The following is a 24,394-nucleotide window of genomic DNA, read 5'->3' as shown; positions in this document are numbered from 1 at the left end:
GCTATAATGGGAATATTGGTATACTGTCTATAAATGCTATAAAAACTGCATTGTACCGGGATATAAAATAAACGCAGTATGGTCAGTAAAATTCAAAAAGGGATTCTGAACGGGACTATTTTCACACAAGCGCTGGAAGCGAGAGCGGCCTGTGAAAAATAGCTCGTTTAGAATCCCTTTTTAGATATTTGAAGTCCGTACTGCACTTATTTGGGGTACTGCAGCTTTTGAACCTAAAAAAAATTGGTCCGACAAAAAAATAACTGAGTTGTCACAAATATTCGAACATCCGATTGCGTGCAAGCAATAAAAAATATTTCGCATGGTAATTAATATAAGTACAAACTATTGTATACTATGTGCAATTTTGACTGGTTTTGAATTTATTATGAAAAGCCAACTGTGCCTTTTTCACAAAATAATTCGACGAATTTCAATAAAATAGCGGAATTAATGAATTTTAGGAATAAAAAACTTACTTTTTGGAACGTTGAAAAGTTGGTCAAAATCTTGACAAAACATTCTAAAACGTGTAGGATGTATGTAGTGGCGTTTCTGAGAGATTCATTACATATTTAATCTGGTATGAATATGTGTGATTAAGAAGCTTACTGAAATAAGGAGGTATTTATTTTGAGAATCTTAGTATGTGTAAAACAGGTACCTGATACTGCAGAGATTAAGATCGATCCAGTAACGAATACACTGATTCGTGCAGGTGTACCAAGTATTGTCAATCCATTTGATGCATGCGCACTTGAAGTTGCAGCAAGAATCAAAGACGCAGATCCAAGCACAGAGATTACATTATTATCCATGGGTCCAGATCAGGCAAAGGATGCATTAAAAGAGTGTCTCGCAGTTGGCGGCGACAAAGCATATCTTTGCAGCGACAGAAAATTCGGCGGTTCTGATACACTGGCTACAAGCTACATCTTAGCTTCAGCTATCCAGTCTATCGAAGAGAAAGAAGGCAAATTTGACCTCATCCTTGCTGGTAAACAGGCTATCGATGGTGATACAGGTCAGGTTGGTCCTGAAATTGCAGCACATATGGGTCTTGCACAGGTTACATATGCAGCAGAAGTTTCTGTAGAAGGCGATGATATCATCGTTAAGAGAGAAAGCGACAAAGGTTATGATATGATTTCTGTTCAGAAACCAGCAATCGTAACAGTTGTTAAGACTGAATTTGATCCAAGATATCCTACGATCAAGAGTAAGATGGCAGCCCGCAAGAAAGAAATCACAGTTATCACATCAGAAGATATTCCGAATATCGATCTGACACGTTGTGGTCTTAAGGGTTCTCCTACAAAGGTTAGAAAGACATTTACACCAGTGAAGAATAAGAACTGTGTAATGGTTAATGAAGGCGAAGTTGAAGTATCAGCAGTTAAGCTTGTTGATTTGCTTGTAGACGCCAAAGTACTGTAAGGAGGATATGGGCATGAGTTTTGAAGAATATAAGAATCTTTGGGTATTTGTAGAGACAGAAGAGAATGAAGTAAAGCCAGTTGGCTACGAACTTCTTAATCCAGGCCGTGAACTTGCAGATAAGATGGGCGCTAAGCTTGTTGCAGTTGTTATCGGCGGTAAGGTTGAAGATATCGCTAAGAAAGCAATCGAATACGGTGCTGACGAAGCTATTCTCGTTGAAGGCGACGAATACTTTAACTATACAACAGATGCATACAGCATCGCTATGAAGACACTTGTTGACAAGCATAAACCATCAGCAATCCTGATCGGTGCTACCAACAACGGCCGTGACCTTGGTCCTAAGATGGCTTGTGATCTGAATACAGGTCTTACAGCTGACTGTACAGGTCTTGACTATGATGTAGAAGCTGGCAACATGGTTTGGACACGTCCGGCATTCGGTGGTAACCTGATGGCTATGATTCTTTGCCCAGACAACCGTCCGCAGCTTGGTACAGTTCGTCCAGGTGTATTCAAGAAACCTGAACTGGTTGAAGGCAGAGAGGGTACAATCACTCGTGAAGATATCCATGTAGCTGCTGATCAGATCAGAACAAAACTGATCAAGAGAATCGAAGAAGTTGCTGAAGCTGTTAACCTTGAAGAAGCTGAAATCATCGTTTCCGGTGGTCGTGGTGTAGGTTCAGAAGAAGGCTTTGGTGTTATCCGTGAGTTAGCAGATGTACTTGGGGCAACAGTAGGTGCTTCCCGTGCAGCTGTTGATGAAGGTTGGATTCCACGTGCACATCAGGTAGGCCAGACAGGTAAGACTGTAGGTCCTAAGCTGTACATCGCTTGTGGTATTTCTGGTGCTATCCAGCATGCTGCTGGTATCTCTGGTTCTGATTGCATCGTAGCAATCAACAAAGACCCAGATGCACCTATCTTTGATGTTGCTGATTATGGTATCGTTGGTGACCTGTTCACTATCATCCCTATCATGATCGATCAGATCAAGAAAGTAAACGCATAATTTCATACCAGATGTATTATGTTTGCCCTGCGGCTTTGGCCGCGGGGCTTTTTGTATGCGGCGGGGGAAAATTTCGAATATCGTCATGGTTAAGCTCTGGCAAAGAGAATAAATGAAAATGATTTACGTTACTGTTAATGATAAGTTATTATCAACTAACCTAAAATAACTGAGAAAATTTTATTGCTAAATCCTATTAAGAGAATTTATCATTTAAGCCGCATGTTTAGCGGCTTTTTTTAATTGACAGCTTTTTTCTTACGCGATAAAATACTAATCGTTAGCAGAACCTAACTGAATGAAAGGATATTATGATGAAGAGAATAATAAGAACTATTATGATATCTGCGACAATTGCTATTTTGACAGCCTGCTCCGGGAGAAATGTTTCAATGGAAACTGAGGTCTCTTCTGAGGTGAGTTCTGAAAACGTTGTCACATCTTCGGAACTGACTTCAGAAAATGCTTCTGATGATGCAGAGGCGGTCAGAGATGTTTTTGCCATGGATACCTATATGACAGTGAAGGCTTACGGTTCTAACGGTGATGCGGCTGTTGATGCAGCGGTGGATGAGATTAACCGACTGGATGCGCTGTTGTCCACAGGTAAGAAAGACAGCGAGATTGGGCAGATTAATGCGAATAATGGCGGACAGTTATCAGAAGATGGTGCGGTACTGATGGAACGTTCTCTGGAACTTTATAAAAGCACCAATGGCGCATTTGATGTGGCGATTTACCCGGTGATGAAGGCCTGGGGATTTACTGACGGCAATTATCAGGTGCCGGATGCAGACACATTGAAGGCAACGCTGGAACTGGCGGATCCTTCTTTGATTGATTATGACAAGGAGACTTCAACCGTCAGCTTCAAAAAGGATGGTGTCCAGATTGATCTCGGTGGTATTGCCAAGGGCTATACATCCTCCAGGATTATGGATATTTACAAGGAGAAGGGTGTGACAAGCGGCCTGGTAAATCTGGGAGGAAATGCCCAGGTATTTGGTACAAAACCAGATGGCAGCTTGTGGCGTGTAGCGGTTCAGAGCCCCGATTCAGAAGATGAATATCTGGGGGTTCTTGAGACGAAGAATAAGGCCATTATTACATCCGGCGGTTATGAGCGCTATTTTGAAAAAGACGGTGTGACATATCATCACATTATCGACCCGTCAACAGGATATCCGGCGGATAACGGCTTAATTTCCGTAACCATTGTCAGTGCGGACGGTACATTGGCAGATGGTCTTTCTACATCTTTGTTTGTTATGGGAAAGGACAAAGCCACTGATTACTGGAAAGCGCACAGTGATGAATTTGATATGATTCTCCTAACAGATGATGAAAAGCTTTATGTCTCAGAGGGGATAAAAGACAGCTTTACATCAGACAGAGAATTTGAAATTGTAGAAAAGTAGAAGAGGATGACGCAGGATGAAGTTTTGGAAAAGATTTGGCGGCTATATGCCGATTCTTGCGACAATTGTTGTCGTGGGATGCGTCGGTACGGCGCTGAAAGGCTATGCAGCGCCGGTTTATGAGGTAGAGCAGCCGGAAAACATTCAGAGTACCGAAGCAGATGCAAAAGAGAAAAAGCAGGAAACAGAAGAAACTAAGCAGGCCAAGAAGGGAAACTTCGATTTGGCAGATGGTTTTTACAAGGGCAGCGGCACCGGTTTTGCTGGTACAGTTTCTGTTTCTGTAGAAATTAAAGACAAGAGTATTATTGCAATCAATATTCTCAGCACCCAGGATGATGAGGCTTTCTTTAACAGAGCCAAGGGTGCCATTGACAAAATTATTGCCGGACAGACACTGGATGTGGACGTGGTGTCCGGGGCAACCTACAGCTCCAACGGTATCATCAGTGCTGTAAAGAATGCCCTGACTGGAGAGCAGGATACAAGCACACCGGCTACGACGGCAAGCAGCAGTAGTCAGAGTTCACCATCCATCGAAACTGTGGATGATTCCAATCAGACATGGAAAGACGGCACCTATTATGGCAGCGGCACCGGATTTAATGGTGAAGTGCAGGTACAGGTTGTTATTGCGGATGGAAAAATCACTGATATTAACGTCGTCAGCCACAATGATGACAGCAGTTTTATGAGTCAGGCCCAGGGATTGATTCCAAATATCATCAGTTTCCAGAGTACCAATGTGGATGCGGTTTCAGGTGCTACTTACAGTTCCAGAGGTATTATTGATGCGGTGCGTGCGGCACTGAAACAGGCAGTAGTTAATGGTTCTTCAAATGATGCCGATGACAGCAATGATGACAATAACAATAATGACAATAACAACAGCAACAATAATTCGACAATTGTCGAAGGAAAAGTACCTTACGAAGAGGGTATCTATTATGGCACAGGTGAAGGATATGCCGGAGATATTCAGCTGGCAGTTGTGATCCAGGATAAGACCATCAAAGCCATACTGGTGACAGAATGTGAAGATGATGCTGCTTTCTTTAACAGAGCCAAGAGTATCATTAACGAAGTCCTGAAAAACCAGTCAACAGATTTGTCAGGTATTGACACTGTGTCTGGAGCAACGTACAGCTCCAACGGTATTGTTGAAGCCCTGAGGGAAGCTTTCAAAGCAGCTGAAAACGGTAACAGCGGTAAACCAGCAGAATCGGAAACGGAGACAGAAACTGAGACTGAAACGGAAAGCGAAACAGAGACAGAACGCGAAACAGATACTGAAAATAGCGACAGCGTTTATATTGATGGTGCCTATACCGTCTCTGTTGTGTGTGAACCGGATGAGGATCAGGATTTTGAAGCTTACAATCTGTCAATGATCGTTCATATCAAAGATGACAAAATTACAGCAGTCACAGACATTGTCGGTGATGGCGATCAATCCAATGAAAGCTATATCAAACGTGCAGCAGAAGGTACTTCAAAACTGCCGGGGGTTGTAACGCAGATTACAGAAAAAGGCGGCCTTGATGCCGTTGATACGGTGACAAGAGCAACCTGTTCATCCAATACCATTATCGAGGGATGCCAGAAGGCATTAGAGGCTGCAAAGCGGACACCGGGAGAAAGCGAGACAGAGAAACCGGCAAACAGAACTTATGCAGATGGCACCTATACCGTTTCTGTTATCTGTGAGCCGGATGCAGATGGAGATTTTGAAGCTTACGATTTGACCATGACGGTTCAAATTGAAAATGACCGGATTACAGATATTTCAGGCATCAGCGGCAATGGTGACAGCGACAATGACAGCTATATAAAAAAAGCGGCCCAGGGTACTTCAAAGTATGTGGGTGTGGTGACACAAATTACAGAAAAAGGTATGCCGGAAGGCATTGATGCAGTTGCAAGAGCAACCTGTTCCTCCAATGCGATTATCGAAGGCTGCCAGAAAGCACTGGATGAAGCAAAAAAACTGGCAGAGGAAGGTAAATAGAGATGAAGACATTTTCGGTTCGAGCGGTGAATCTGGTACTTATCGTTGCATTGTTAATCGGCTATAACACTGTATTGACACTGCGGGATAAGGATGATCAGATTGCGAAACTGACAGCAGACCTGGAAAGTGCCAATTTATATAAGCAGTCTGTCATGCAGTCCCAGGAGGATGCGGCAGGCGGCAGTTATGAAGATGGCATCTGGAAAGGCGAGGCACAGGGATTTGGCGGAGTCATTCAGGTGGAAGTCACTGTTGAGGGCGGTTCCATTACAGATATCAGTATTGTATCAGCAGAAAAGGAGGATGGCGCTTATCTTTCCATGGCGGAGGATATTATCCCGACAATCATTGATGCACAGAGCGCAGATGTAGATACGATCAGCGGAGCAACATTCAGCTCCACCGGGATTAAAAATGCAGTTGCGCAGGCATTGGAAGAGGCGGCAAAATAAATGAGCAAAATCGATATACATCATCTTACAAAAAAGCAGCGCAAGCAGATGCACGGCTGGCTTCGGGCAATCATACAACTTTTATATTTCCTGTTTCTGCCCTCAGCTTATACAGCCGCTTTTGCAGGCGTCAAATATATTTTCACACAGTTGGGTGCAGGGGAAAAAATCGGTCTGACCTCTTTTGTGTCGGTACTGATTGTCCTGTGTCTGTATACCATTGTATTCGGGCGTTTCTTCTGTGGATTTGCATGTGCATTCGGAAGTTTTGGGGATGCAGTTCACTTTGTCTATGTGTGGATTTGCAAAAAAATCAAGAAAAAGCCGGTGAAACTGCCGGAAACAGTAACTTCAAAACTCTCAAAGGTGAAATACGTTGTGTTGGCTGTGATTGTACTCCTTTGCTTCAAAGGTGTGTACAGTCAGACACAGGGGTACAGTCCATGGGATGTTTTCTCTATGCTGCATGCCTTTAACTTTAAGCTAGGCGGCTATCTGCTGGGAATTGTCCTGCTGGTACTGATTATGGTGGGCATGGCTGTTCAGGAAAGATTTTTCTGTCGATTCCTGTGTCCGATGGGTGCAGTATTCTCATTACTGCCGATGCTGCCATTCTTCACCCTTAAGAGAGAACGGGAACAGTGCATCAAAGGCTGCAGTGCCTGTACCAAACAATGTCCGTCAGATATCGGTCTGCCGGAGGCCGGTTCGCTGGATGTCAGCGGTGACTGTTTCCAGTGCCAGAAATGTATTGACACCTGTCCACGGATGAATATCCATTGCGGACTGCCGGGCATCAAAGGCAATGAAGTGGTATTCACTGTGATCAGGGCATTGATTTTGCTTGGCCTGTTTATTTGGCTGGGAATTTAAGTATTGGCGAAAGAAAAATCGCCGGAAAATGAGTGATTGAATCAAAAAACAGGGGCTGGGGTGCCATTGGCATACAGCTCCATAAAAAGGATTAATGATTAGCGTGTGCTAACGCTGATTTTTAATAAATGGCTCGATTTGAGTTGGATTTTACACTAAATGCATAATTCAAATTTCATACTTACAAGGAGGACGATATGAAAAAGAATGAATTAATTAATAAGACATTGGCCGGTCTGATGATTGCAGCGATGACAGCCGGCGTGTGCCCGACAACTGCATTTGCGGTGACTGGAGAGACTATTGCAGCGGATAATACGTATACGAAGACAGTAAAGATTGAACCTGATGAGGATGGGGAATTCAAAGCATATGATGTTCAGGTATCTCTCACGGTTAAAGATGGAAAGTTCTCAGATATTACGGTAACTCCAGTTGGCAACGTGGATAGAAAGAACCAGTCATATATGAATGATGCAAGGGATGGCTGGGGAGATTCTGCTGGATATAGCTCTTTGGTTGGCAAAGCAGCTACAGAAGATACTGTTAATGCATGGGATATTGTATCTGGGGCAACTTGTACTTCAAAGACAGTTAAATCAGCACTTGTTTCTGCAATTAATGATGCGCCATCAGCGACAGTAGAAGTCAACACAGCTAACCTTGAAGCAGCTATTGCAAAGGCAAAAGGTCTGACGGCAGCAGATTATACAGCAGAAAGCTGGGCTAAATTACAGACAGCTTTGACAGCAGCGGATGCAGCTCTTACAGCAAAGGAAAGCCAGGATGCAGTAGACACAGCAGCGGGCAATTTGAATACAGCAATTGATGCCCTTGCAAAGAAACCAGAAGAGGTAAAAGTCAACACAGAAAAACTTGAGGCAGCCATCGCAAAGGCAGATGCGCTTAAAGATAAAGAAGCAGATTATACAGCAGATAGCTGGAAGACAATGCAGACAGCTCTGACAGAAGCAAAGGCAGCTCTTGAAGCCAAAGAAAGCCAGGAAAAGGTGGATGCAGCAGAGGCAAAACTGACAAAGGCTATTGAGGCTCTTGAAAAGAATGCAGTAGCAAAGGAAGTTTATGTATTAATGAATATTCCTTATGACAAATTCTACGCAGCAGAAGGTGTTGACTATGCCGATGCTGTCACATCAGCAACATTAAATAAGACAAGATCCAGCCTTGCTGCAGGTTCTTATCATGTGAGCAGTGATGGTTCAGATATTACGGGCATTGTTTATCCTGTTAAGCTTGAGGATGCGTCTGCTCTTGACAAGCTGACTCAGGTGACAGACAGCAGTAAAGTTGATATTACCGTATCAATGAAAGGCAAGGAGACAACAACAACTTATGAAGGCAAAGATGCGTTATTTGAAAGCCCAAGCTACTCTTATTATATGTTGAGCGAGGTGCCTTCATATTATAAGGAAGCGACTGTTAATGAAGATGGTTCTTTAAGCTTTGGTAAAGCAGAAGGCGCGGAAGTACAGACACTGAGTAATGTGACTGCGGATTTCAGAACTTCATCAAACTACGGTGATTATCAGATGAATCTTTCAGGTTTGCCAGATGATATTACAACAGTGTATGGTGTTGTTGTAGGAACAAAGGAAGGCGATAGCTATGGCCTTCGTCATGTAGAGAATATCTGGAAAATATCTAAGCTGGCATGGAGCACAGGTTTTGTGACAACAGCGCACGGCAACCAGCTTCAGTATAAGGATTATGTTCCAATGATGGGACAGACAATCAGTAAAGTAACCTATTACACAAATGCAGGTATCTATGAGATCCCTATGAGTGTATATGTTCCTGTAAAATTTGACGGCAGTGTAGAAGTTGCTGATGCAAAAGCATCCAGCGGTGAAACAAAAATAACATTGAACAAGCTTCCATCGGATTATGAGGCTGAATACAGTGTCGAAGGTCTTGAAAATGTTAAGGTAGAAAATGGCGTGCTGACTTATACAGCAGCTGATGCAAAGGTTGGCAAATACACATTAAAGGTAACAGATAAGAGCGGCAAATATGCGGACATTTCTGCTGATTTCACATTAACAACAGAAGTTACACCAATTATATATGAACGCGATCAGAAAGCACTTGTACCTGCAGACGGTTACAGTGCAGATGATTTAGCTGCTTATGTCAAGAGTATTGAATCTGTATCTGTAGATGGGACACCTTATGCGGCTTCCGGCAAAGGTGCTGTGAAAATTATCAAAGAAGATGGCTCTATTGATGCAACTGCAAAACCATTTGCCAATGCAAAGGATGGACAGGAATTTGAGATTGTTGTCAAAGCAACAGGTTATGCAAAAGATTATACTTTTACATATAAATATGAAGACGCTTATACCTATGTTTATGCAGGCCTTAGCTGGGCAGAATACTGGGCAGCCGAAGGCGTTCAGGCTGCAGGTGATGCTTCTTCTTCCGATGCATATGACCTTCGTGATGAGTATGACAAGGGTGCATTTGATACAGTTACAAGAGCAACAGCAAATCATGGTCTTCACAGAGGAAGCTTCCAGTGTACAGATGTGATTGAGGCAGAAAATGGTAAGGAATACAAGATTTCGTACTGGAAATCTGAAGGTAAAACAACAAAAGCAGTGCTGACAGATGGCAATGAGATTACATTTAACCGCGGAACAATTACAGAAGCAGATGGTACAACAACAAAAATGACTGAGCATCATGTAACAGGTCTTAAATATGTGCCGGTCAAAGTTGCAAAAGATGATTATGAAGCTTTCAAAGCAAAATATGATGTAGTTGAAAATGGCGGCACACTGGCAGGCGGTTATTCTGAAAACAAACTGAGCAGCTACAATGGTCTGGTAGCAGAAGTAACATCTGCAACAAATGGACTTAAGACAGCAACTAAGAATTCAGATGGCTCCTTCAGCTTCTCTGCGAAAGCCGCAGGTACAGAATCCGGTATTAAAGAGCAGGCATTAAAGACAGCACCTTCTGCAACTGATGTTGGCTTGACAGTTCAGGAAGGAGAAGGAAAATATGGTGAGTTCCTTCGTGTAGATATGAAAGGAGACTATGGCGATCTTGCCGCAAATATGCAGGCTGTGAAGTGGACATATTATGGTTCAGACAGTACATATAAGAATGCCTTGGCAACTTATGGTACAAAGTTTGCAGCTGATAACTGGATGCATAAATCAACGGGTATTCAGCTTGGCCTGACAGATTCTCTCAGATGCACATTGCCTGCAGGTACAGATGGTACAGGCTACTGGACAATTACAGTGACTGCCCTTGGATATGAAGATGTGACTTACCAGTTCCAGGCAACAGAAGAGAATATTGCCAAAGCGAATCCTGTGACAGATACAAGTGAATTGGAAGCTGCAATTGAAAAAGCAAAAGGTCTGAATAAGGAACTTTACACCGCAAAGAGCTGGAGTAATGTAGAAAGCGAATTAGAAGAGGCAGAAACAGAGCTTGAGAGAAAGCATACTCAGGAAATGGTGAATGAAGCAGCAGAACATTTGAATAATGCGATTGCCAGCCTGAAATCTCAGTATGTGCTGATGAACATTCCATATTCTGCGTTCTACAAGGCAGAAGTGAACAATGATGTGGATGTAGACGTATTTACATCAGCAACACTGAATAAGACAAGAACAGCATCTCTGGCAGGTGGTTCTTACCATACAAATGCTGACGGCAGTCAGATTGACGGTATCACATTCCCTGTTAAAGTAACGGATGATATGGATATGTCCAAATATACACAGGTAACAGATGACGATTCTGTTGACATTACAGTTACAAACAGAGGACAGACAAGTACAACAACTTACAAAGGCAAGGATGCTCTGTTCCAGAATGCAGATTATGCATATTATAATCTGACAGAAGTTCCATCTTACTACAAGGAAGTCTCTGTTGATAAAGATGGCAATCTGACATTCGGTAAGACAGTCGGCAATGTGACAACACTGGAAGGCTTAAGCGCAGAACTGTCAACAGAGACAGGTTACGGCGATTATCAGTTAGATATTGATGGTCTTCGCGATAAACTGACAGAGCTTGGTGTGACAAATATCAATGGCGTTGTGATCAATACAAAAGAAGGCAGCAGCTATGGTCTGCGTCATCTTGAGAACATTTGGAGAATGGAAGAACTGGCTTGGGCAGCAGGCTTTACAGAAGCTGTTCATGGCTGCCCGACTTCATCTGATCATTATAAAGCAATGATGGGTCAGACAATTACTTCTGTCACCTATTATACAGATAAAGGTATGTACAATATTCCATTGGCAGATATTTATGTACCGGTTAAATTCACACATGACCTTGAAGTAGCCAATGCGGCAATTACAGCAGGCAAGACAGAAGTTACTGTAACCGGTCTGCCGGATGATTATGCTGCTGAATACAAAGTAGATGGCCTTGACGGGGTAAGCGTTCAGAATGGTGTATTAACATTCAGCAATGCAAAGAAAGGTAAATACACATTAACAATTTCTGATAAGAATGGCAAATATGCAGATATCACAACAGATTTTGAACTTTACACAGAATCAATGCCGGCTGCATATGATGCGGATAAGAAAGCCTTTGTTAAGGCAGCAGATGCGACAGATGAAGAATTTGTTGATTACATCAAGAACATTACTGTAGTCAATGTTAATGGTAAGGATTATAGAGCAACAGGTCGTGGCGCAACAGTTATTATTAACGAAGATGGTTCTATTAAGACAGATGCCGCACCATTTGCAGAAGGTGATACATTTGAGATTACAGTAAGTGCAACCGGTTATTTGCCACAGAGTTTCACTTATACAACAAAAGAAGCTCCTGCTCCGGCAGAAGTCAACACAGAAGCCCTTAAAGCAACCATTGCCAAGGCAGAAGGACTGAAAGAAGCAGACTACACAGCAGATAGCTGGGCAGCAATGCAGACATCTCTGACATCAGCAAAGGCAGCCCTTGAAGCAAAAGAGTCACAGGAAGCAGTGGATGCAGCATCAGCAAGTCTCCAGTCTTCTATTGATGCACTGAAAGCAGCAACACCTGCTGAAACAGAAGAAGAGACAAAGGATGATAAGAAGGATGAGACAGAAGCTGTGGATACAGCAGCTCTTGAAAAGGTCATTGCAACAGCTAAGGGGCTCAAGAAGAATGACTACACAGCCGCAACCTGGTCAACTTTGCAGACGGCTTTAACAAATGCAGAAAAAGCCCTGGATGTCAAAGAATCTCAGAAATCTGTAGATGAAGCAGCAAAGACACTGCAGGCAGCAATTGATGGCCTGAAGAAAGCAGCTGATACAACTGCGACAACGGATGACAAGAAAAACAACAATAATAACAACAATTCAACGAACAAGAACAATACAACAAACAAAAATACGACAACAAGTAAGAACAGCCCGAAGACAGGTGATCCTGTAAGCGTACTCGGCTTGCTTGGTGCAGCAATTTCTTCCGTTGGTATTGGTGGTTTAGGATTAAGACTCAGAAAGAAATCTAAAAGAGAAGATGAGGAATAATTCCTGATGAATTGAATATTCGAATGCCAAGAAGGGGCTCCGCTTTCATGCGGGCCCCTTCTCTTTATGAACGGTTACCTGAATTTTATATTGAGTTGAACTTTGCAGGAGTACTTTAAAAGTGTCCATACTTCTGCTATGATAGTGGATAGAAGAATGTCGATATTCTGAATGAAGCAAAGAAATAGACATAAAAATGTAAAGGACAGAAAAGGATAGATAAATGGCAGAAGTAAAGATTTTATATGAAGATAAAGACATTATTGTGGTTGTGAAGCCTGCCGGGATGGCCTCCCAGGAGGAACGCTTGGCGGATATGGATATGGTGAGCTGGCTGAAGAATTATCTTGTTCGGGAGAAGAAGGTCAAAGGTATGCCGTATATCGGTGTGATCCATCGTTTGGACAAGCCTGTGGGCGGTGTCATGGTTTATGCCAAAACGCAGCAGGCGGCAGGAAAGCTCAGTGAACAGGTGCGAGGCAATAAGATGACCAAGGAATATTTGGCGGTATTGACGGGAACCCTTCCGAAGAAAGAAGGACGGTTGGAAGATATGCTCCTCAGCAACGGCAAGACCAATAGAACAGAGGTGGTGGACGCCAAAACTTCCGGCGCCAAAAAAGCCGTGCTTGAATATAAGGTTAAACGGACAAAATTTGACGAGGGTCAGCAGTATTCTCTGGTGAATGTCCATCTGATCACAGGACGTCGGCATCAGATCCGTGTCCAGATGGCCCATGCCGGTGCAGGGCTTTGGGGAGATACCCGCTACAATCCCGTTTTTGCGGATAAGAAAGGCTGGTTTGACCTGGCGTTGTTTGCATGGCATCTGGAATTTGATCATCCGGTGACAAAGAAGCATCTGGCATTTAAAGTGCCTGCAGGATCACAGATTACAGCCCATTTTAAAGCTGAAGAATGTAAATAAGCAGGAGAAATAGAAAATGAACAGAACAGTGATGATCAGATTGGCGACACCGGAGGATGCTGCTGAGATTTTAAAAATATATGCCCCTTATGTGGTAAATACAGCGATTTCATTTGAGTATGAAGTACCGTCGGAAGAAGAATTCAGAGGAAGAGTCGAAAGCACCCTCAAACGCTATCCGTATATCGTGGCTGAACAGGAAGGACATATCATCGGCTATGCTTATGTATCGATTTTTCATGAAAGAAAGGCTTATGATTGGGCTGTGGAAACGTCGATTTATGTGGATAAAGACTACAAACGCAGCGGCTGCGGAAAACTTTTGTATCAGGCACTTGAAAAGATTCTCAAGAAACAGCATATCAGCAATCTGTATGCCTGCATTGCCTATACAGAGCATGAGGACGAACATCTGACAAATGACAGTATGCATTTTCATGAGCATCTGGGATATGAATTGGTGGGCACATTTAAGAAGTGCGGCTATAAGTTCAATAGATGGTATGACATGATCTGGATGGAGAAGATGATCGGGGAACATCCGGAGAATCCGGAAGCATTTATTCCATTTTCGGAGATGGATGTCCGGGAGATATTTGAACTTATTTTATAGGGTTTTATGAACTATGGTTGCGCGATTTTATTTTTCTTTTTCTAAGAATTTTTTATACGTCATATCCATTTCCGGTGCCCCAAGTGGCGCTGTAATAATAAAATCATCAAAACGGCAGAAAGGCCGGCTTCCAATGTGTAACGGATATCCACAGCGGCACCCACAAGAACAAAGAGGATGACTTCAGCTGCCAGCCAGAGTTTGCCGAATTTCTCAGATAATCTTTTGGATACGAAAGTTGTACTTTTGGCTTTCAGAACGCAGGCCATACTGACAACAGCCAGCAGACCGGAAACAGCGACTTTGCCCTCAAGCCATCCTTCAATGGCAATGAGCAGAAAAGAAAAGCCAAGGACGATGATGACTTATTTGTGGAGAAGTGCAAGGAAAAATTCATTTACACAGTCGTTATAAGGCAAAAAATCTTGACAAAGGCCATCTCCTGTCATAAAATGATTTTTGTGAAAACATATTTATATGTGAATGACAGTGAAGAGGATCAGTAGTCTGCGTCAGTGGCTCAGAGAGGATATCAGCGGTGTGAGGTGTCTCCATATGTACAGATGAACCTGCCTTGGAGTTCTGTATGAAAGTACAGCGCATGTCCGGCGTTATGGACAATTGAGCGGAAGTCTTCAGTATATGAATCAGGACAGATGCAGTATCTGCTGTCTGACATTTTCGAGGCAATCGAGTGAAGATTTCAAATAGGGTGGTACCGCCGAATGAATTTTGGTCCCTGTTCAGCTGATGGCTGGCAGTGGAGAGAATAGACAAGGGGAAGTGCTTTCTGCTGCAGCAGAGCGTACTTCCCCTTTTTATTTATTTATAGTAGAAACAGGAGAATGTAAAATGGCAAAGGAAAAGAAACAGGTTCGTGAGATCACATCCATGAGCGAAGATTTTGCACAGTGGTATACAGATGTTGTTGTTAAGGCAGGTCTGATCGGTTATACAAGTGTTAAAGGCTGTATGGCTTTAAAGCCTGCAGGTTATGCAATCTGGGAGAATATTCAGCATGAGCTGGACAAACGTTTCAAGGAAACAGGTGTTGAGAATGTCTACATGCCGCTGTTTATCCCTGAAAGTCTGCTCCAGAAAGAGAAAGATCATGTAGAAGGTTTTGCACCGGAAGTTGCATGGGTGACGCATGGTGGTCTGAATGAACTTCAGGAAAGAATGTGTGTCCGCCCGACATCCGAGACATTATTCTGCGATTTCTATGCCAAAGAAATCCAGTCCTATCGTGATCTGCCAAAGATGTACAATCAGTGGTGTTCCGTTGTAAGATGGGAAAAAGAGACACGTCCGTTCCTGCGTTCCAGAGAATTCCTGTGGCAGGAAGGCCATACCGCCCATGCTACAGCAGAAGAATCCAAAGAGAGAACAGAGCAGATGCTGAATCTTTATGCAGATTTCTGTGAGCAGGTATTGGCTATGCCTGTTATCAGAGGCCAGAAGACAGAGAAGGAGAAATTTGCCGGTGCAGAAGCAACCTATACCATCGAAGCGTTAATGCATGACGGCAAGGCCCTTCAGTCCGGTACAAGCCATAACTTCGGTGATGGTTTTGCAAGAGCCTTCGGCATTCAGTACACAGATAAAGAAAATAAACTGCAGTATGTCCATCAGACATCCTGGGGTATGACAACCCGTCTGATTGGTGCTATTATCATGGTTCACGGTGACGACAATGGTCTTGTCCTGCCGCCAATGATCGCTCCGACACAGGTGATTGTTATTCCAATTGCCCAGCACAAGGAAGGTGTCCTTGAGAAAGCAGAAGAACTGAAAAACAGACTCAGCGGTTTCAGAGTGAAACTGGATGCAACAGATAACAAACCTGGCTGGAAATTTGCAGAGGCAGAGATGCGCGGCATCCCTGTTCGTGTTGAAATCGGGCCAAAGGATATCGAAGCGAATCAGGCTGTCCTGGCTCGCCGTGATACAGGTGAAAAGATTGTTGTCAGCCTGGATGAACTTGAAACAAAGGTGGATGAACTGCTGAAACAGATCCAGTCCGATATGTTTGAAAAGGCACGTGCACACAGAGATGCACACACTTATGTAGCCACAAACTATGATGAATTCAAGGATATTATTGCCAATAAGCCTGGATTTGTGAAAGCGATGTGGTGCGGTGATCGTGCCTGCGAAGACAAGATCAAAGAAGAAACAACGGCAACATCCAGATGTATGCCATTTGCACAGGAACATTTATCCGATGTATGCGTATGCTGCGGACGTCCGGCTAAGAAGATGGTTTACTGGGGCAAAGCATACTAAAATGGATATTAATCGACTTCGTATGTTTATTGCTGTAGCGGATTGTCTGAATTTTACAAAAGCTGCAGAAAAGCTCTATATCAGTCAGCCGACATTGAGTCGGTATATCAGTGAACTGGAAGAAACAATGGAGGTCGAATTATTTGAAAGAACTACCCGCCGTGTCGTATTGACAAAGGCGGGTAAGCTTTTTTATGATGAAAGCCTTCAAATTATAAAAAAATACGATGCCTTGATTAATCGGGTTGCCCGATTGGGAACAGGTTTGTCAGGAACGTTAAAAGTGGGCTATCTTGAACTATTTACGCAGAATATTTTGCCCGTTGCCATTAGAAGCTTTTATGAAAAGTTTCCAATGGTTGATATGCAATTAAGAGAGACCAGGTTACAGGAAGCCAATCAAAAAGTTTTAGATGGAGAATGGGATGTTGGTTTTGCCATTACACATGATATGTTGGAGCGCAAACCAGAATTAGAATATCGCCATATCTTTGCAGGACAAGTTGAACTGATCGTAAGTAATCAACATCCATTAGCCGCCTATCAAATGGTGAATCCATTAATGTTAAAAGATGAAAAAATTTTAATGTTTGATGCAGGGGAGACCCCTGAGCTGCAGGAACAGATTACCAATATGTGTATGAAAGCGGGTTTTATGCCGAACTTTATTACAGGTAATTTCTCTCCGGGAGCTATTTTTTTGATGGTACAGGCAGGAATGGGTGTTTCCTTGCTTTCATCATTAATTACATCTGTGCTTTTGACAGATGACAGATTTCATACATTGACTCTCGAGGGCATACAGGCTGTCGCTAATCTGGAGATGATCTGGAGAAAAGATAATGATAACCCTTGTATCCAGAATTTTGTCAGTGAGGTTGAAGAAGCAGCACATCCTGTCGTGCCAAATATCTCAAAAGTGTATTGATAAAAATAAAACATTCATGCCTATTTTAAATAAATGAATGGTGAATCCATTTAGTTCTGATATTTCAATTTTAAAGAAAAAGTCTATATAATTATAAGCAGAAAGAATCCGGATTATCTTTTGAAAAATATAGTGGAGGATATATTTGATGAAAAAGATTGATTTTGAAGCACATTATTATACGCAGGACTTTTTCGATGCAATTGCTGACAGAGAAGGAATTCCAAGCTTCAGAACCTCTGATCAAAGCATGTATCATGGGGGTGACGGAAGGATTGGGATTCGGCCGATCATTCCGAAACTTTTGGAATTGGGTGAAAAAAGAATCAAAGATATGGATGATGCTGGTGTAGATACGGCCATTTTGTCAGCTTCTCTCGGTGTGGAGCAGTTACCTGCAGAAATGGGAATTAAAGAAGCTGAAAAAATAAATGATGCATTGGGAAGTGCCATTGCTCAGTATTCAGATCGATTTAAAGGCTATGCGGTTTTGAATGTAAAGAATATACAGGCGGCAGTGCGTGAATTAGAACGCTGCAGAAAGAAATATGGCTTTGTAGGATGGAATGCATTTTCAAATTATGGCAGTCAGAATCTGGATGATCCAGACATGTATGTTTTATTTGAAACGGTGGTTAATTTAGGAATGTTTGTGTACATACATCCTACAGTACCTGTTGCGGACTGCTTTAAAGGCTGGGGCCCTGCGCTGGCCACATCTGGATTAGGCTTTGCGGAAGATACGGCAGTGGCACTTACAAGACTGATTTTAAGTGGTATTTTTGATCGACTGCCAGAGTTAAAAATTGTTATCGGGCATAGTGGTGAAGCTTTTCCATTCCTTATTCAAAGATTAGATGATGCTTATCTTCGCTCAAAGTGGACGAATTTAGCAAAAAATAAGAAAATGCCAAGTGAATATTTTGGCACCAATATTTGGATGACAACGAGTGGTAATTTTTCGGTTCCTGCATTTCAATGTGCGTATGATACATTTGGAAGTGAAAGAATTATGTTTGGGACAGATTATCCGATGGAAGACATGATTCGCAGTGTCGAATTTGTTGACAAATTACCTATATCGATTGTTGATGCTGAAAAAGTTTATTATAAAAATGCTGAGAAATATTTTGACTTATAATTCATTTTGAAGAGGGTGTGAATATGGAGAGTATCAAAGGGTTTAGTCTGGTTAATTGGATTTTTGTTATATTAGGTTTAATCTGTGCATTTATATGTCCGGCGTTTATACAACCGTGGAGTACATTGACACCTGCAGGCGTTACGATTTTCTTTGTATTTGTTGGTACATTGTTGATGGTAATCGGCAGTAATAGTTTGATTTGGCCAATCTTTGCAGCAATGGCAGGATTAGTTGCTTATGGATGTACAGACGGTAATGCGATTGCAGCAGCATTATTTAGCAATGGTACAGTTGTTATGATGCTTGGTGTCTTTCCGTTGAGTTGGGCATTAAATGAAAGTGGATTTGGATATGTCGTTGCCCACTTTTTATTAACACGGAAAGTGCTTAAAGGAAGACCGGTATTGTTTACGATGGTTCTGTTCTTTGCGCTCCTTGTTATGGCAATTTTTACAAGTGTATTTGGCGCGTTAATGTTCGGATTGCCATTGGTTAAAACACTTTGTAAACAGGCAGGATACGATACAGATAGTCAGTACTACAAGCTGTGTCAGGTGGGAACCTATATGTTTGCAACAATGGGTTGTATGTTTTTCCCATTTACAAATGGTATGGTTTTTGCTTCACTGAATTCTATTAGTACAGCATTTGGTGCAGAAGTTTCAACAGTGGCTTATACCATCTCCGGGTTAGTTGTTGATGTCGTATTTATTATTATCTATGTTCTTATGATGAAATTTGTTTTTAGAGCAGATATGAGTAAGATGGCAAATATTGACGCAGGCAAATTATCATCCGAAGGTGACAACAAGGTAACAAAAAAGCAGTTGGTTTTAGTTATATCTTTTATCATTGCAGCACTGTATAGCTTTGTGGTAGCATTACTTCCTGCAGGCGCGGCAATCACGATTTTTCTAAGTAGATTTGGTGGCTCTTTGTGGTTTTGCATGATTGTGGCTATTCTTTGTATTGTTCATATGGATGGCAAACCGATCATGGATATCAGACGGGCACTCAAAGAAGGTGTGGATTGGAATACGCTTTTTGCAATTGGCGGCTTTATGATGCTTGGAAATTATGTGTCAAGTGAAGATTCAGGTATTATGGGTTGGCTGAGCCAGGTATTTAAACCGATTTTGGGTGGTATTGATAATATCTTTGTATTAATGTTGATTGTATGTTTGATTACAATTATTGTAAGCAATTTCTTCTCCAATATGATGACAGTGATTATCTTTGGCAGTGTTGTAGGTCCTTTTGTAGCGAATTTTACAAATATTAATCCGGTTGTTATTATGACGGCGCTTGTATTTTGTGCATGGAATGCGTATTTGACGGTTGCGGCGAATGGAACTGCGCCAATCTTACTTGGATATGAAGGCATCGACACAAAGTTTATTTGGACAAAAGGAATTATCATAACCATTGTTTATGCAGTTGTTGCAGCGTTGCTGTTTACGTGTATGGCGATGATTTTGTAGATATATTAATATTACTTATATAAATGCAAAGTAATATTAATGCAGATTAATAGCCTCTCCTGTTGTAAAAAAAAACAACTAGTGTTAAAATGCATGTAGGTATTGAACTTACATGCATTTTATACATGATGGAATACAAGGAGGAATATTCATGAAAATGGTAGCAATCAGTCAGGAACTGTCATCTACATCTTATCCGGGCAGAGGTATTATCATTGGTCGTTCTGCCGATGGAAGCAAAGCGGTTACAGCTTATTTTATTATGGGAAGAAGCGTCAACAGCCGAAATCGTGTTTTTGTAGAAGATGGTGAAGGTATTCGTACAGAAGCTTTTGATCCTTCCAAACTTGAAGACCCAAGCCTGATTATTTATGCACCGGTCAGAGTGCTTGGCAACAAGACCATTGTGACAAATGGTGACCAGACAGATACCATTTATGAAGGTATGGATCGCCAGCTTACATTCGAGCAGTCTCTCAGAAGCCGTGAATTTGAGCCGGATGCACCGAATTACACACCTCGTATTTCTGGTATCCTGCATGTGGAGAATGCAAAATTCAACTATGCTATGTCTATTTTAAAAAGCAACAACGGCAATCCGGATTCATGCAACCGCTATACATTTGCATATAACAACGTGCCTGCAGGTGAAGGCCATTTTATTCATACTTATATGGGGGACGGCAATCCACTGCCAAGTTTTGAGGGTGAGCCGACATGGGTGAAAGTTGATACTAACGACATTGATGCCTGGACAAAAGAAATCTGGGAAAACCTCAATGAAGACAATAAAGTTTCCCTTTTTGTTCGTTTTATTGATATTGCAACTGGTAAATACGAGTCAAGAATCATCAACAAGAATCACTAATCGGAGGTAGATCAGATGAAAGAATTAGAATTAAAATATGGCTGTAATCCGAATCAGAAACCATCCCGTATTTTTATGAATGAGGGAGAACTTCCGATTACTGTTTTAAACGGACGTCCGGGATATATCAACTTTCTGGATGCTTTCAACGGCTGGCAGCTGGTTAGTGAATTAAAGAGAGCAACGGGACTTCCTGCGGCAACTTCTTTTAAACATGTTTCCCCTGCCGGTGCAGCTGTTGGTCTGCCGTTAACTGACGTTGAGAGAAAGATTTACTGGGTTGATGATATGGGTGAACTGACACCTTTGGCCAATGCTTATGCCCGTGCCCGCGGTGCTGACAGAATGTCATCTTTCGGCGATTTTATTTCCCTGTCGGATGTGTGTGATGTGGCAACTGCCAAATTGATCAAGCGTGAAGTTTCAGACGGTGTCATTGCACCGGGCTATGAACCGGAGGCACTTGAAATGCTGAAAGCCAAGAAAAAGGGCAATTACAATGTTATCCAGATTGATCCGTCCTATCGTCCGGCACCAGTGGAACACAAGGAAGTATTCGGCATTACATTTGAACAGGGGAGAAATGAACTGGTTATTGACAAAGAGATGCTGAACAATATCGTTACTGAAAGTAAAGAACTGCCGGAATCAGCCAAAATCGATCTGGTGATTGCACTTATTACACTGAAATATACACAGTCCAATTCTGTATGCTATGCGAAGGGCGGACAGGCTATCGGTATCGGCGCAGGTCAGCAGAGCCGTATCCATTGTACCCGTCTGGCAGGTCAGAAGGCAGATAACTGGTTCCTGCGTCAGAGTCCAAAGGTATTGAATCTGCCGTTTAAGGAGAAAATCGGACGTGCCGATAGAGACAATGCCATTGATCTGTATATCGGTGATGAATACATGGATCTGCTGGCAGATGGTGAATGGGAGAGAACATTTACAGAAAAGCCGGAAGTATTTACCCGTGAAGAAAAGAGAGCATGGCTTGATCAACTTCAGGATGTGGCACTTGGTTCAGATGCTTTCTTCCCATTCGGGGATAATATCGAGAGAGCCCATAAGAGCGGCGTGAAATATGTGGCTCAGCCGGGCGGTTCTGTCAGAGATGACCAGGTCATTGAAACTTGCAATAAATACGGTATGACCATGTGCTTTACAGGTATCAGACTGTTCCATCACTAGTACATCGTTTCGTAAATAACTATACCAATCGCGTAGGATTTTGCATTTCGTTTGTACAAGATTGAAGGGATACGTTGAATAGGCTGTATGCTTATAGAATACAATGAAAGAGACTATTGTTGAAATGTGCAGATACATTTTGATAGTAGTCTTTTTTTCGTGTGGAAAACGTAGCAACAGGAATTAACAGAAAGACGACAAGATAAAATTAAAAAAGAAGGTGTAATAAAATTTTAAAAAGAAACAGGGTCGATTGTTGTCGAATAGAGAAGATTGATTGTGGGGTGTGTCATATTGTGAAGGGAGATGGCACATTCCGTCAATGGATGATATTTTACCGGGAAATGAGGACATGTTATACTTCTTTTAACAATTATTGTAAATATTGCTTGAACCAATGAGGGGAAGGCAGAAAGAGGAGAGGTATAATATTGGAAGCAAATATGTGTAAGTTGGAAAACTTTAGAAAAAACGCGGCATCACAGAGTATTAGCTGCGAAATTGTTGGTGGGCATGTTGTACAGTCGGAGATGACTGGGGAGGATGGACATAAGCTGTGCTTCCTGCTGGGAACAATGCTGGAGGATTATTTGTTTAATAGGAAGAAAACGGATCAGGTATTATTCGGACCGGTAGATTTTCATTTGGATGAGAGCAATATTTTTCAGCCGGATCTTGCAGTTGTTGAGCAGAGTGAGAGTTACAGCGGCGGTATGATTCGTACTTCTGAATTGAACAAGATCCCGAAATTGATTGTGGAAGTTCTGGCAGATGGCAATGCAATCTATGATTGTCTGGATAAAGCTGTATTATACGGCAAGAATGGGGTGAGAGAGTATTGGCTGATCGATCTCAATGAAGAATTTGTTTATACATATTCCTATAGAAATGGATTTGAATATAGAAGATATTCTTTTGAGCAGAGCATGCGGAGTGTGTGTTATCCGGGATTTGAATGCTGTATTTCCGATGTTTTGTGGGATGGCGGAGGAAGCCTGAAAGAGCTGGCGATGTTTTACCGTTTCAAGAAGGAAATCTATCCTGAGAATAGTGTACAGGTTGTGGCTGAGAACAGCAGTGTGTATGGCGGCTATCAGGAGAGACAATATTCAGCAGAAGCTTTCTATGAGTGGATGAATACGAGGAAGAATAAACTGCAGTATACGTCGTTGGTAGAATTGCTGTTGGGTAATATCAGGGAGTCTGCCATGCCGGCATTCAGACATCAGAATGTGCGCGGCAATTTGTATTTTGCGATAAAGTCGTATTTGAAAAGGGAGAAACTTCCCTATCAGTTGTGTTTTGCTCCTATTTTGGTGGAACTGAAGAAACTGGATCTGCTGGATTCGGTTGTGTCGCCGGATTTATTCCTCATCAGCAGTGGGGAAGTGATTTATGATAATATTTACAGGGGAGTGCCGCAGTGGATTATTGAGATTGTAACGCCTGCAACGGCCGCACAGGATTATATCGACAAAGCCCAATTGTATCAGTACCATGGTGTGGGTGAGTATTGGATTGTCAATGATTGGAAGCAGCAGGTCATGGTGGTTCGTTATCTGCCATCTGTGCCAGAAGGGGAGGACAATATAGAAACATCGGTTTATGATTTCCATGAAAAGATTCCGGTAGGCACATTGCCGGGACTTGAATTGACAATGAGTGAAGTGTTGAAAGAATTTGATTAGGATTGATGGTATGAAAGCAGCATTAAATTTCATATAGGGATAACAAAACGGTTGGGGGGATGTTCAGAAAGGTCATCTTCCAAAATGTGCATCATTTTGGAAGAATGACTTTAAAACAATTCAAGATCAATAGAGATAATATAGAAACAATAATAGAGATAGTTTGTTAACAACGATAACAGCATCGGATTTTGAAGGAAGGAAAAGAAATTCAACAAATTATCAAAAATATTAAAAAAACTGTTGACAATTCAAAATGGGAGTGGTATCATAATCAAGCTGTCAGCGAGAACAATGCGAAACAGCACAGATTCCATCAGATCAGAAAGAAATTTGAAAATAAATGAAAAAAGTTGTTGACAAACTTTTTCCGGTTTGATAAAATAGACAAGCTGCTTCAAACGAGCAGTAACGAACTTTGATAATTGAACAACAAAACAATCCCGAAAATTCCTAAAAAGAATTTTTAAGAACACAAACCAAAGTAAAACGGGAAGAGATAACAGCTAGCTGTGAATCTTAACCAAAATCAAACA

General features: G+C 42.0%; 17 protein-coding genes and 1 other annotated feature. Of the genes, 16 read left to right on the top strand and 1 reads right to left on the bottom strand.

Features of this window, described 5'->3' with window-relative positions; all coding sequences use genetic code 11:
• The first annotated feature begins 633 nt into the window (after positions 1–633).
• From NBH03_RS07415 to NBH03_RS07375, 9 genes are all read left to right on the top strand, one after another.
• Entirely contained in the window at positions 634–1,437 is an 804-nt protein-coding gene (locus NBH03_RS07415; protein WP_250798673.1) for an electron transfer flavoprotein subunit beta/FixA family protein, read from the top strand.
• 13 nt (positions 1,438–1,450) lie between these two features.
• A complete protein-coding gene (locus tag NBH03_RS07410) occupies positions 1,451–2,455 on the top strand; it encodes an electron transfer flavoprotein subunit alpha/FixB family protein (RefSeq protein ID WP_227082343.1) in 1,005 nt (334 codons plus the stop codon).
• Positions 2,456–2,847: 392 nt separating this feature from the next.
• Positions 2,848–3,873: an FAD:protein FMN transferase gene (locus NBH03_RS07405; RefSeq protein WP_250798670.1), complete on the top strand. Its 1,026-nt coding sequence runs from the start codon at positions 2,848–2,850 to the stop codon at positions 3,871–3,873.
• Positions 3,874–3,889: 16 nt separating this feature from the next.
• Complete coding sequence (locus NBH03_RS07400; RefSeq protein ID WP_250798668.1) at positions 3,890–5,881, top strand: FMN-binding protein; 1,992 nt, start codon at positions 3,890–3,892, stop codon at positions 5,879–5,881.
• Positions 5,882–5,883: 2 nt separating this feature from the next.
• Positions 5,884–6,336: an FMN-binding protein gene (locus NBH03_RS07395; protein ID WP_227082340.1), complete on the top strand. Its 453-nt coding sequence runs from the start codon at positions 5,884–5,886 to the stop codon at positions 6,334–6,336.
• Positions 6,337–7,209: a 4Fe-4S binding protein gene (locus NBH03_RS07390; RefSeq protein WP_250798666.1), complete on the top strand. Its 873-nt coding sequence runs from the start codon at positions 6,337–6,339 to the stop codon at positions 7,207–7,209. It begins immediately after the preceding gene.
• 197 nt (positions 7,210–7,406) lie between these two features.
• On the top strand, positions 7,407–12,731 hold the full coding sequence (locus NBH03_RS07385; protein ID WP_250798664.1) for a penicillin-binding Tp47 domain C-containing protein: 5,325 nt from the start codon (positions 7,407–7,409) through the stop codon (positions 12,729–12,731).
• Positions 12,732–12,954: 223 nt separating this feature from the next.
• The gene (locus NBH03_RS07380; protein ID WP_250798655.1) at positions 12,955–13,659 is read left to right on the top strand and encodes an RluA family pseudouridine synthase; all 705 of its coding nucleotides are present in this window, start codon (positions 12,955–12,957) and stop codon (positions 13,657–13,659) included.
• Between the two features lie 16 nt (positions 13,660–13,675).
• Entirely contained in the window at positions 13,676–14,272 is a 597-nt protein-coding gene (locus NBH03_RS07375; RefSeq protein WP_250798652.1) for a GNAT family N-acetyltransferase, read from the top strand.
• Between the two features lie 59 nt (positions 14,273–14,331).
• On the opposite strand, the gene NBH03_RS07370 is transcribed toward NBH03_RS07375, so the two are convergent.
• Positions 14,332–14,541, bottom strand: coding sequence for a hypothetical protein (locus NBH03_RS07370; RefSeq protein ID WP_250798651.1), 210 nt, complete (start codon positions 14,539–14,541; stop codon positions 14,332–14,334).
• 211 nt (positions 14,542–14,752) lie between these two features.
• Positions 14,753–15,016, top strand: a binding site (T-box leader).
• A gap of 108 nt (positions 15,017–15,124) precedes the next feature.
• Here NBH03_RS07370 and proS point away from each other — a divergent pair.
• The 7 genes from proS to NBH03_RS07335 all read left to right on the top strand — a co-directional run bounded on the left by proS (position 15,125) and on the right by NBH03_RS07335 (position 23,858).
• Entirely contained in the window at positions 15,125–16,558 is a 1,434-nt protein-coding gene (gene proS / locus NBH03_RS07365; protein WP_221718396.1) for a proline--tRNA ligase, read from the top strand.
• Between the two features lies 1 nt (position 16,559).
• Complete coding sequence (locus NBH03_RS07360) at positions 16,560–17,486, top strand: LysR family transcriptional regulator (RefSeq protein ID WP_250798650.1); 927 nt, start codon at positions 16,560–16,562, stop codon at positions 17,484–17,486.
• A gap of 148 nt (positions 17,487–17,634) precedes the next feature.
• Positions 17,635–18,627, top strand: a complete 993-nt coding sequence (locus NBH03_RS07355; RefSeq protein WP_250798649.1) for an amidohydrolase family protein — start codon at positions 17,635–17,637, stop codon at positions 18,625–18,627.
• A 23-nt stretch (positions 18,628–18,650) separates the two neighbouring features.
• On the top strand, positions 18,651–20,111 hold the full coding sequence (locus NBH03_RS07350) for an SLC13 family permease (protein WP_015513910.1): 1,461 nt from the start codon (positions 18,651–18,653) through the stop codon (positions 20,109–20,111).
• Positions 20,112–20,262: 151 nt separating this feature from the next.
• Positions 20,263–20,979 (top strand): IMP cyclohydrolase, encoded by a 717-nt coding sequence (locus NBH03_RS07345; protein WP_215631483.1) that lies wholly within the window; start codon positions 20,263–20,265, stop codon positions 20,977–20,979.
• A 15-nt stretch (positions 20,980–20,994) separates the two neighbouring features.
• The gene (locus NBH03_RS07340; protein ID WP_117540356.1) at positions 20,995–22,170 is read left to right on the top strand and encodes a phosphoribosylaminoimidazolecarboxamide formyltransferase; all 1,176 of its coding nucleotides are present in this window, start codon (positions 20,995–20,997) and stop codon (positions 22,168–22,170) included.
• A gap of 431 nt (positions 22,171–22,601) precedes the next feature.
• Positions 22,602–23,858 (top strand): Uma2 family endonuclease, encoded by a 1,257-nt coding sequence (locus NBH03_RS07335; RefSeq protein WP_250798647.1) that lies wholly within the window; start codon positions 22,602–22,604, stop codon positions 23,856–23,858.
• Positions 23,859–24,394 lie beyond the last annotated feature (536 nt).

Source organism: Coprococcus intestinalis (genome assembly GCF_023656595.1).
Classification (GTDB): domain Bacteria; phylum Bacillota; class Clostridia; order Lachnospirales; family Lachnospiraceae; genus Coprococcus_A; species Coprococcus_A intestinihominis.
This window is presented reverse-complemented; position numbering and strand designations above follow the sequence as displayed.

Coding starts and splice junctions, on each gene's coding strand:
- NBH03_RS07410 (WP_227082343.1), top strand. CDS start 1,451: ATGAGTTTTGAAGAATATAAGAATCTTTGGGTATTTGTAGAGACAGAA.
- NBH03_RS07405 (WP_250798670.1), top strand. CDS start 2,848: ATGGAAACTGAGGTCTCTTCTGAGGTGAGTTCTGAAAACGTTGTCACA.
- NBH03_RS07400 (WP_250798668.1), top strand. CDS start 3,890: ATGAAGTTTTGGAAAAGATTTGGCGGCTATATGCCGATTCTTGCGACA.
- NBH03_RS07395 (WP_227082340.1), top strand. CDS start 5,884: ATGAAGACATTTTCGGTTCGAGCGGTGAATCTGGTACTTATCGTTGCA.
- NBH03_RS07390 (WP_250798666.1), top strand. CDS start 6,337: ATGAGCAAAATCGATATACATCATCTTACAAAAAAGCAGCGCAAGCAG.
- NBH03_RS07385 (WP_250798664.1), top strand. CDS start 7,407: ATGAAAAAGAATGAATTAATTAATAAGACATTGGCCGGTCTGATGATT.
- NBH03_RS07380 (WP_250798655.1), top strand. CDS start 12,955: ATGGCAGAAGTAAAGATTTTATATGAAGATAAAGACATTATTGTGGTT.
- NBH03_RS07375 (WP_250798652.1), top strand. CDS start 13,676: ATGAACAGAACAGTGATGATCAGATTGGCGACACCGGAGGATGCTGCT.
- NBH03_RS07370 (WP_250798651.1), bottom strand. CDS start 14,541: ATGGCCTGCGTTCTGAAAGCCAAAAGTACAACTTTCGTATCCAAAAGA.
- proS (WP_221718396.1), top strand. CDS start 15,125: ATGGCAAAGGAAAAGAAACAGGTTCGTGAGATCACATCCATGAGCGAA.
- NBH03_RS07360 (WP_250798650.1), top strand. CDS start 16,560: ATGGATATTAATCGACTTCGTATGTTTATTGCTGTAGCGGATTGTCTG.
- NBH03_RS07355 (WP_250798649.1), top strand. CDS start 17,635: ATGAAAAAGATTGATTTTGAAGCACATTATTATACGCAGGACTTTTTC.
- NBH03_RS07350 (WP_015513910.1), top strand. CDS start 18,651: ATGGAGAGTATCAAAGGGTTTAGTCTGGTTAATTGGATTTTTGTTATA.
- NBH03_RS07345 (WP_215631483.1), top strand. CDS start 20,263: ATGAAAATGGTAGCAATCAGTCAGGAACTGTCATCTACATCTTATCCG.
- NBH03_RS07340 (WP_117540356.1), top strand. CDS start 20,995: ATGAAAGAATTAGAATTAAAATATGGCTGTAATCCGAATCAGAAACCA.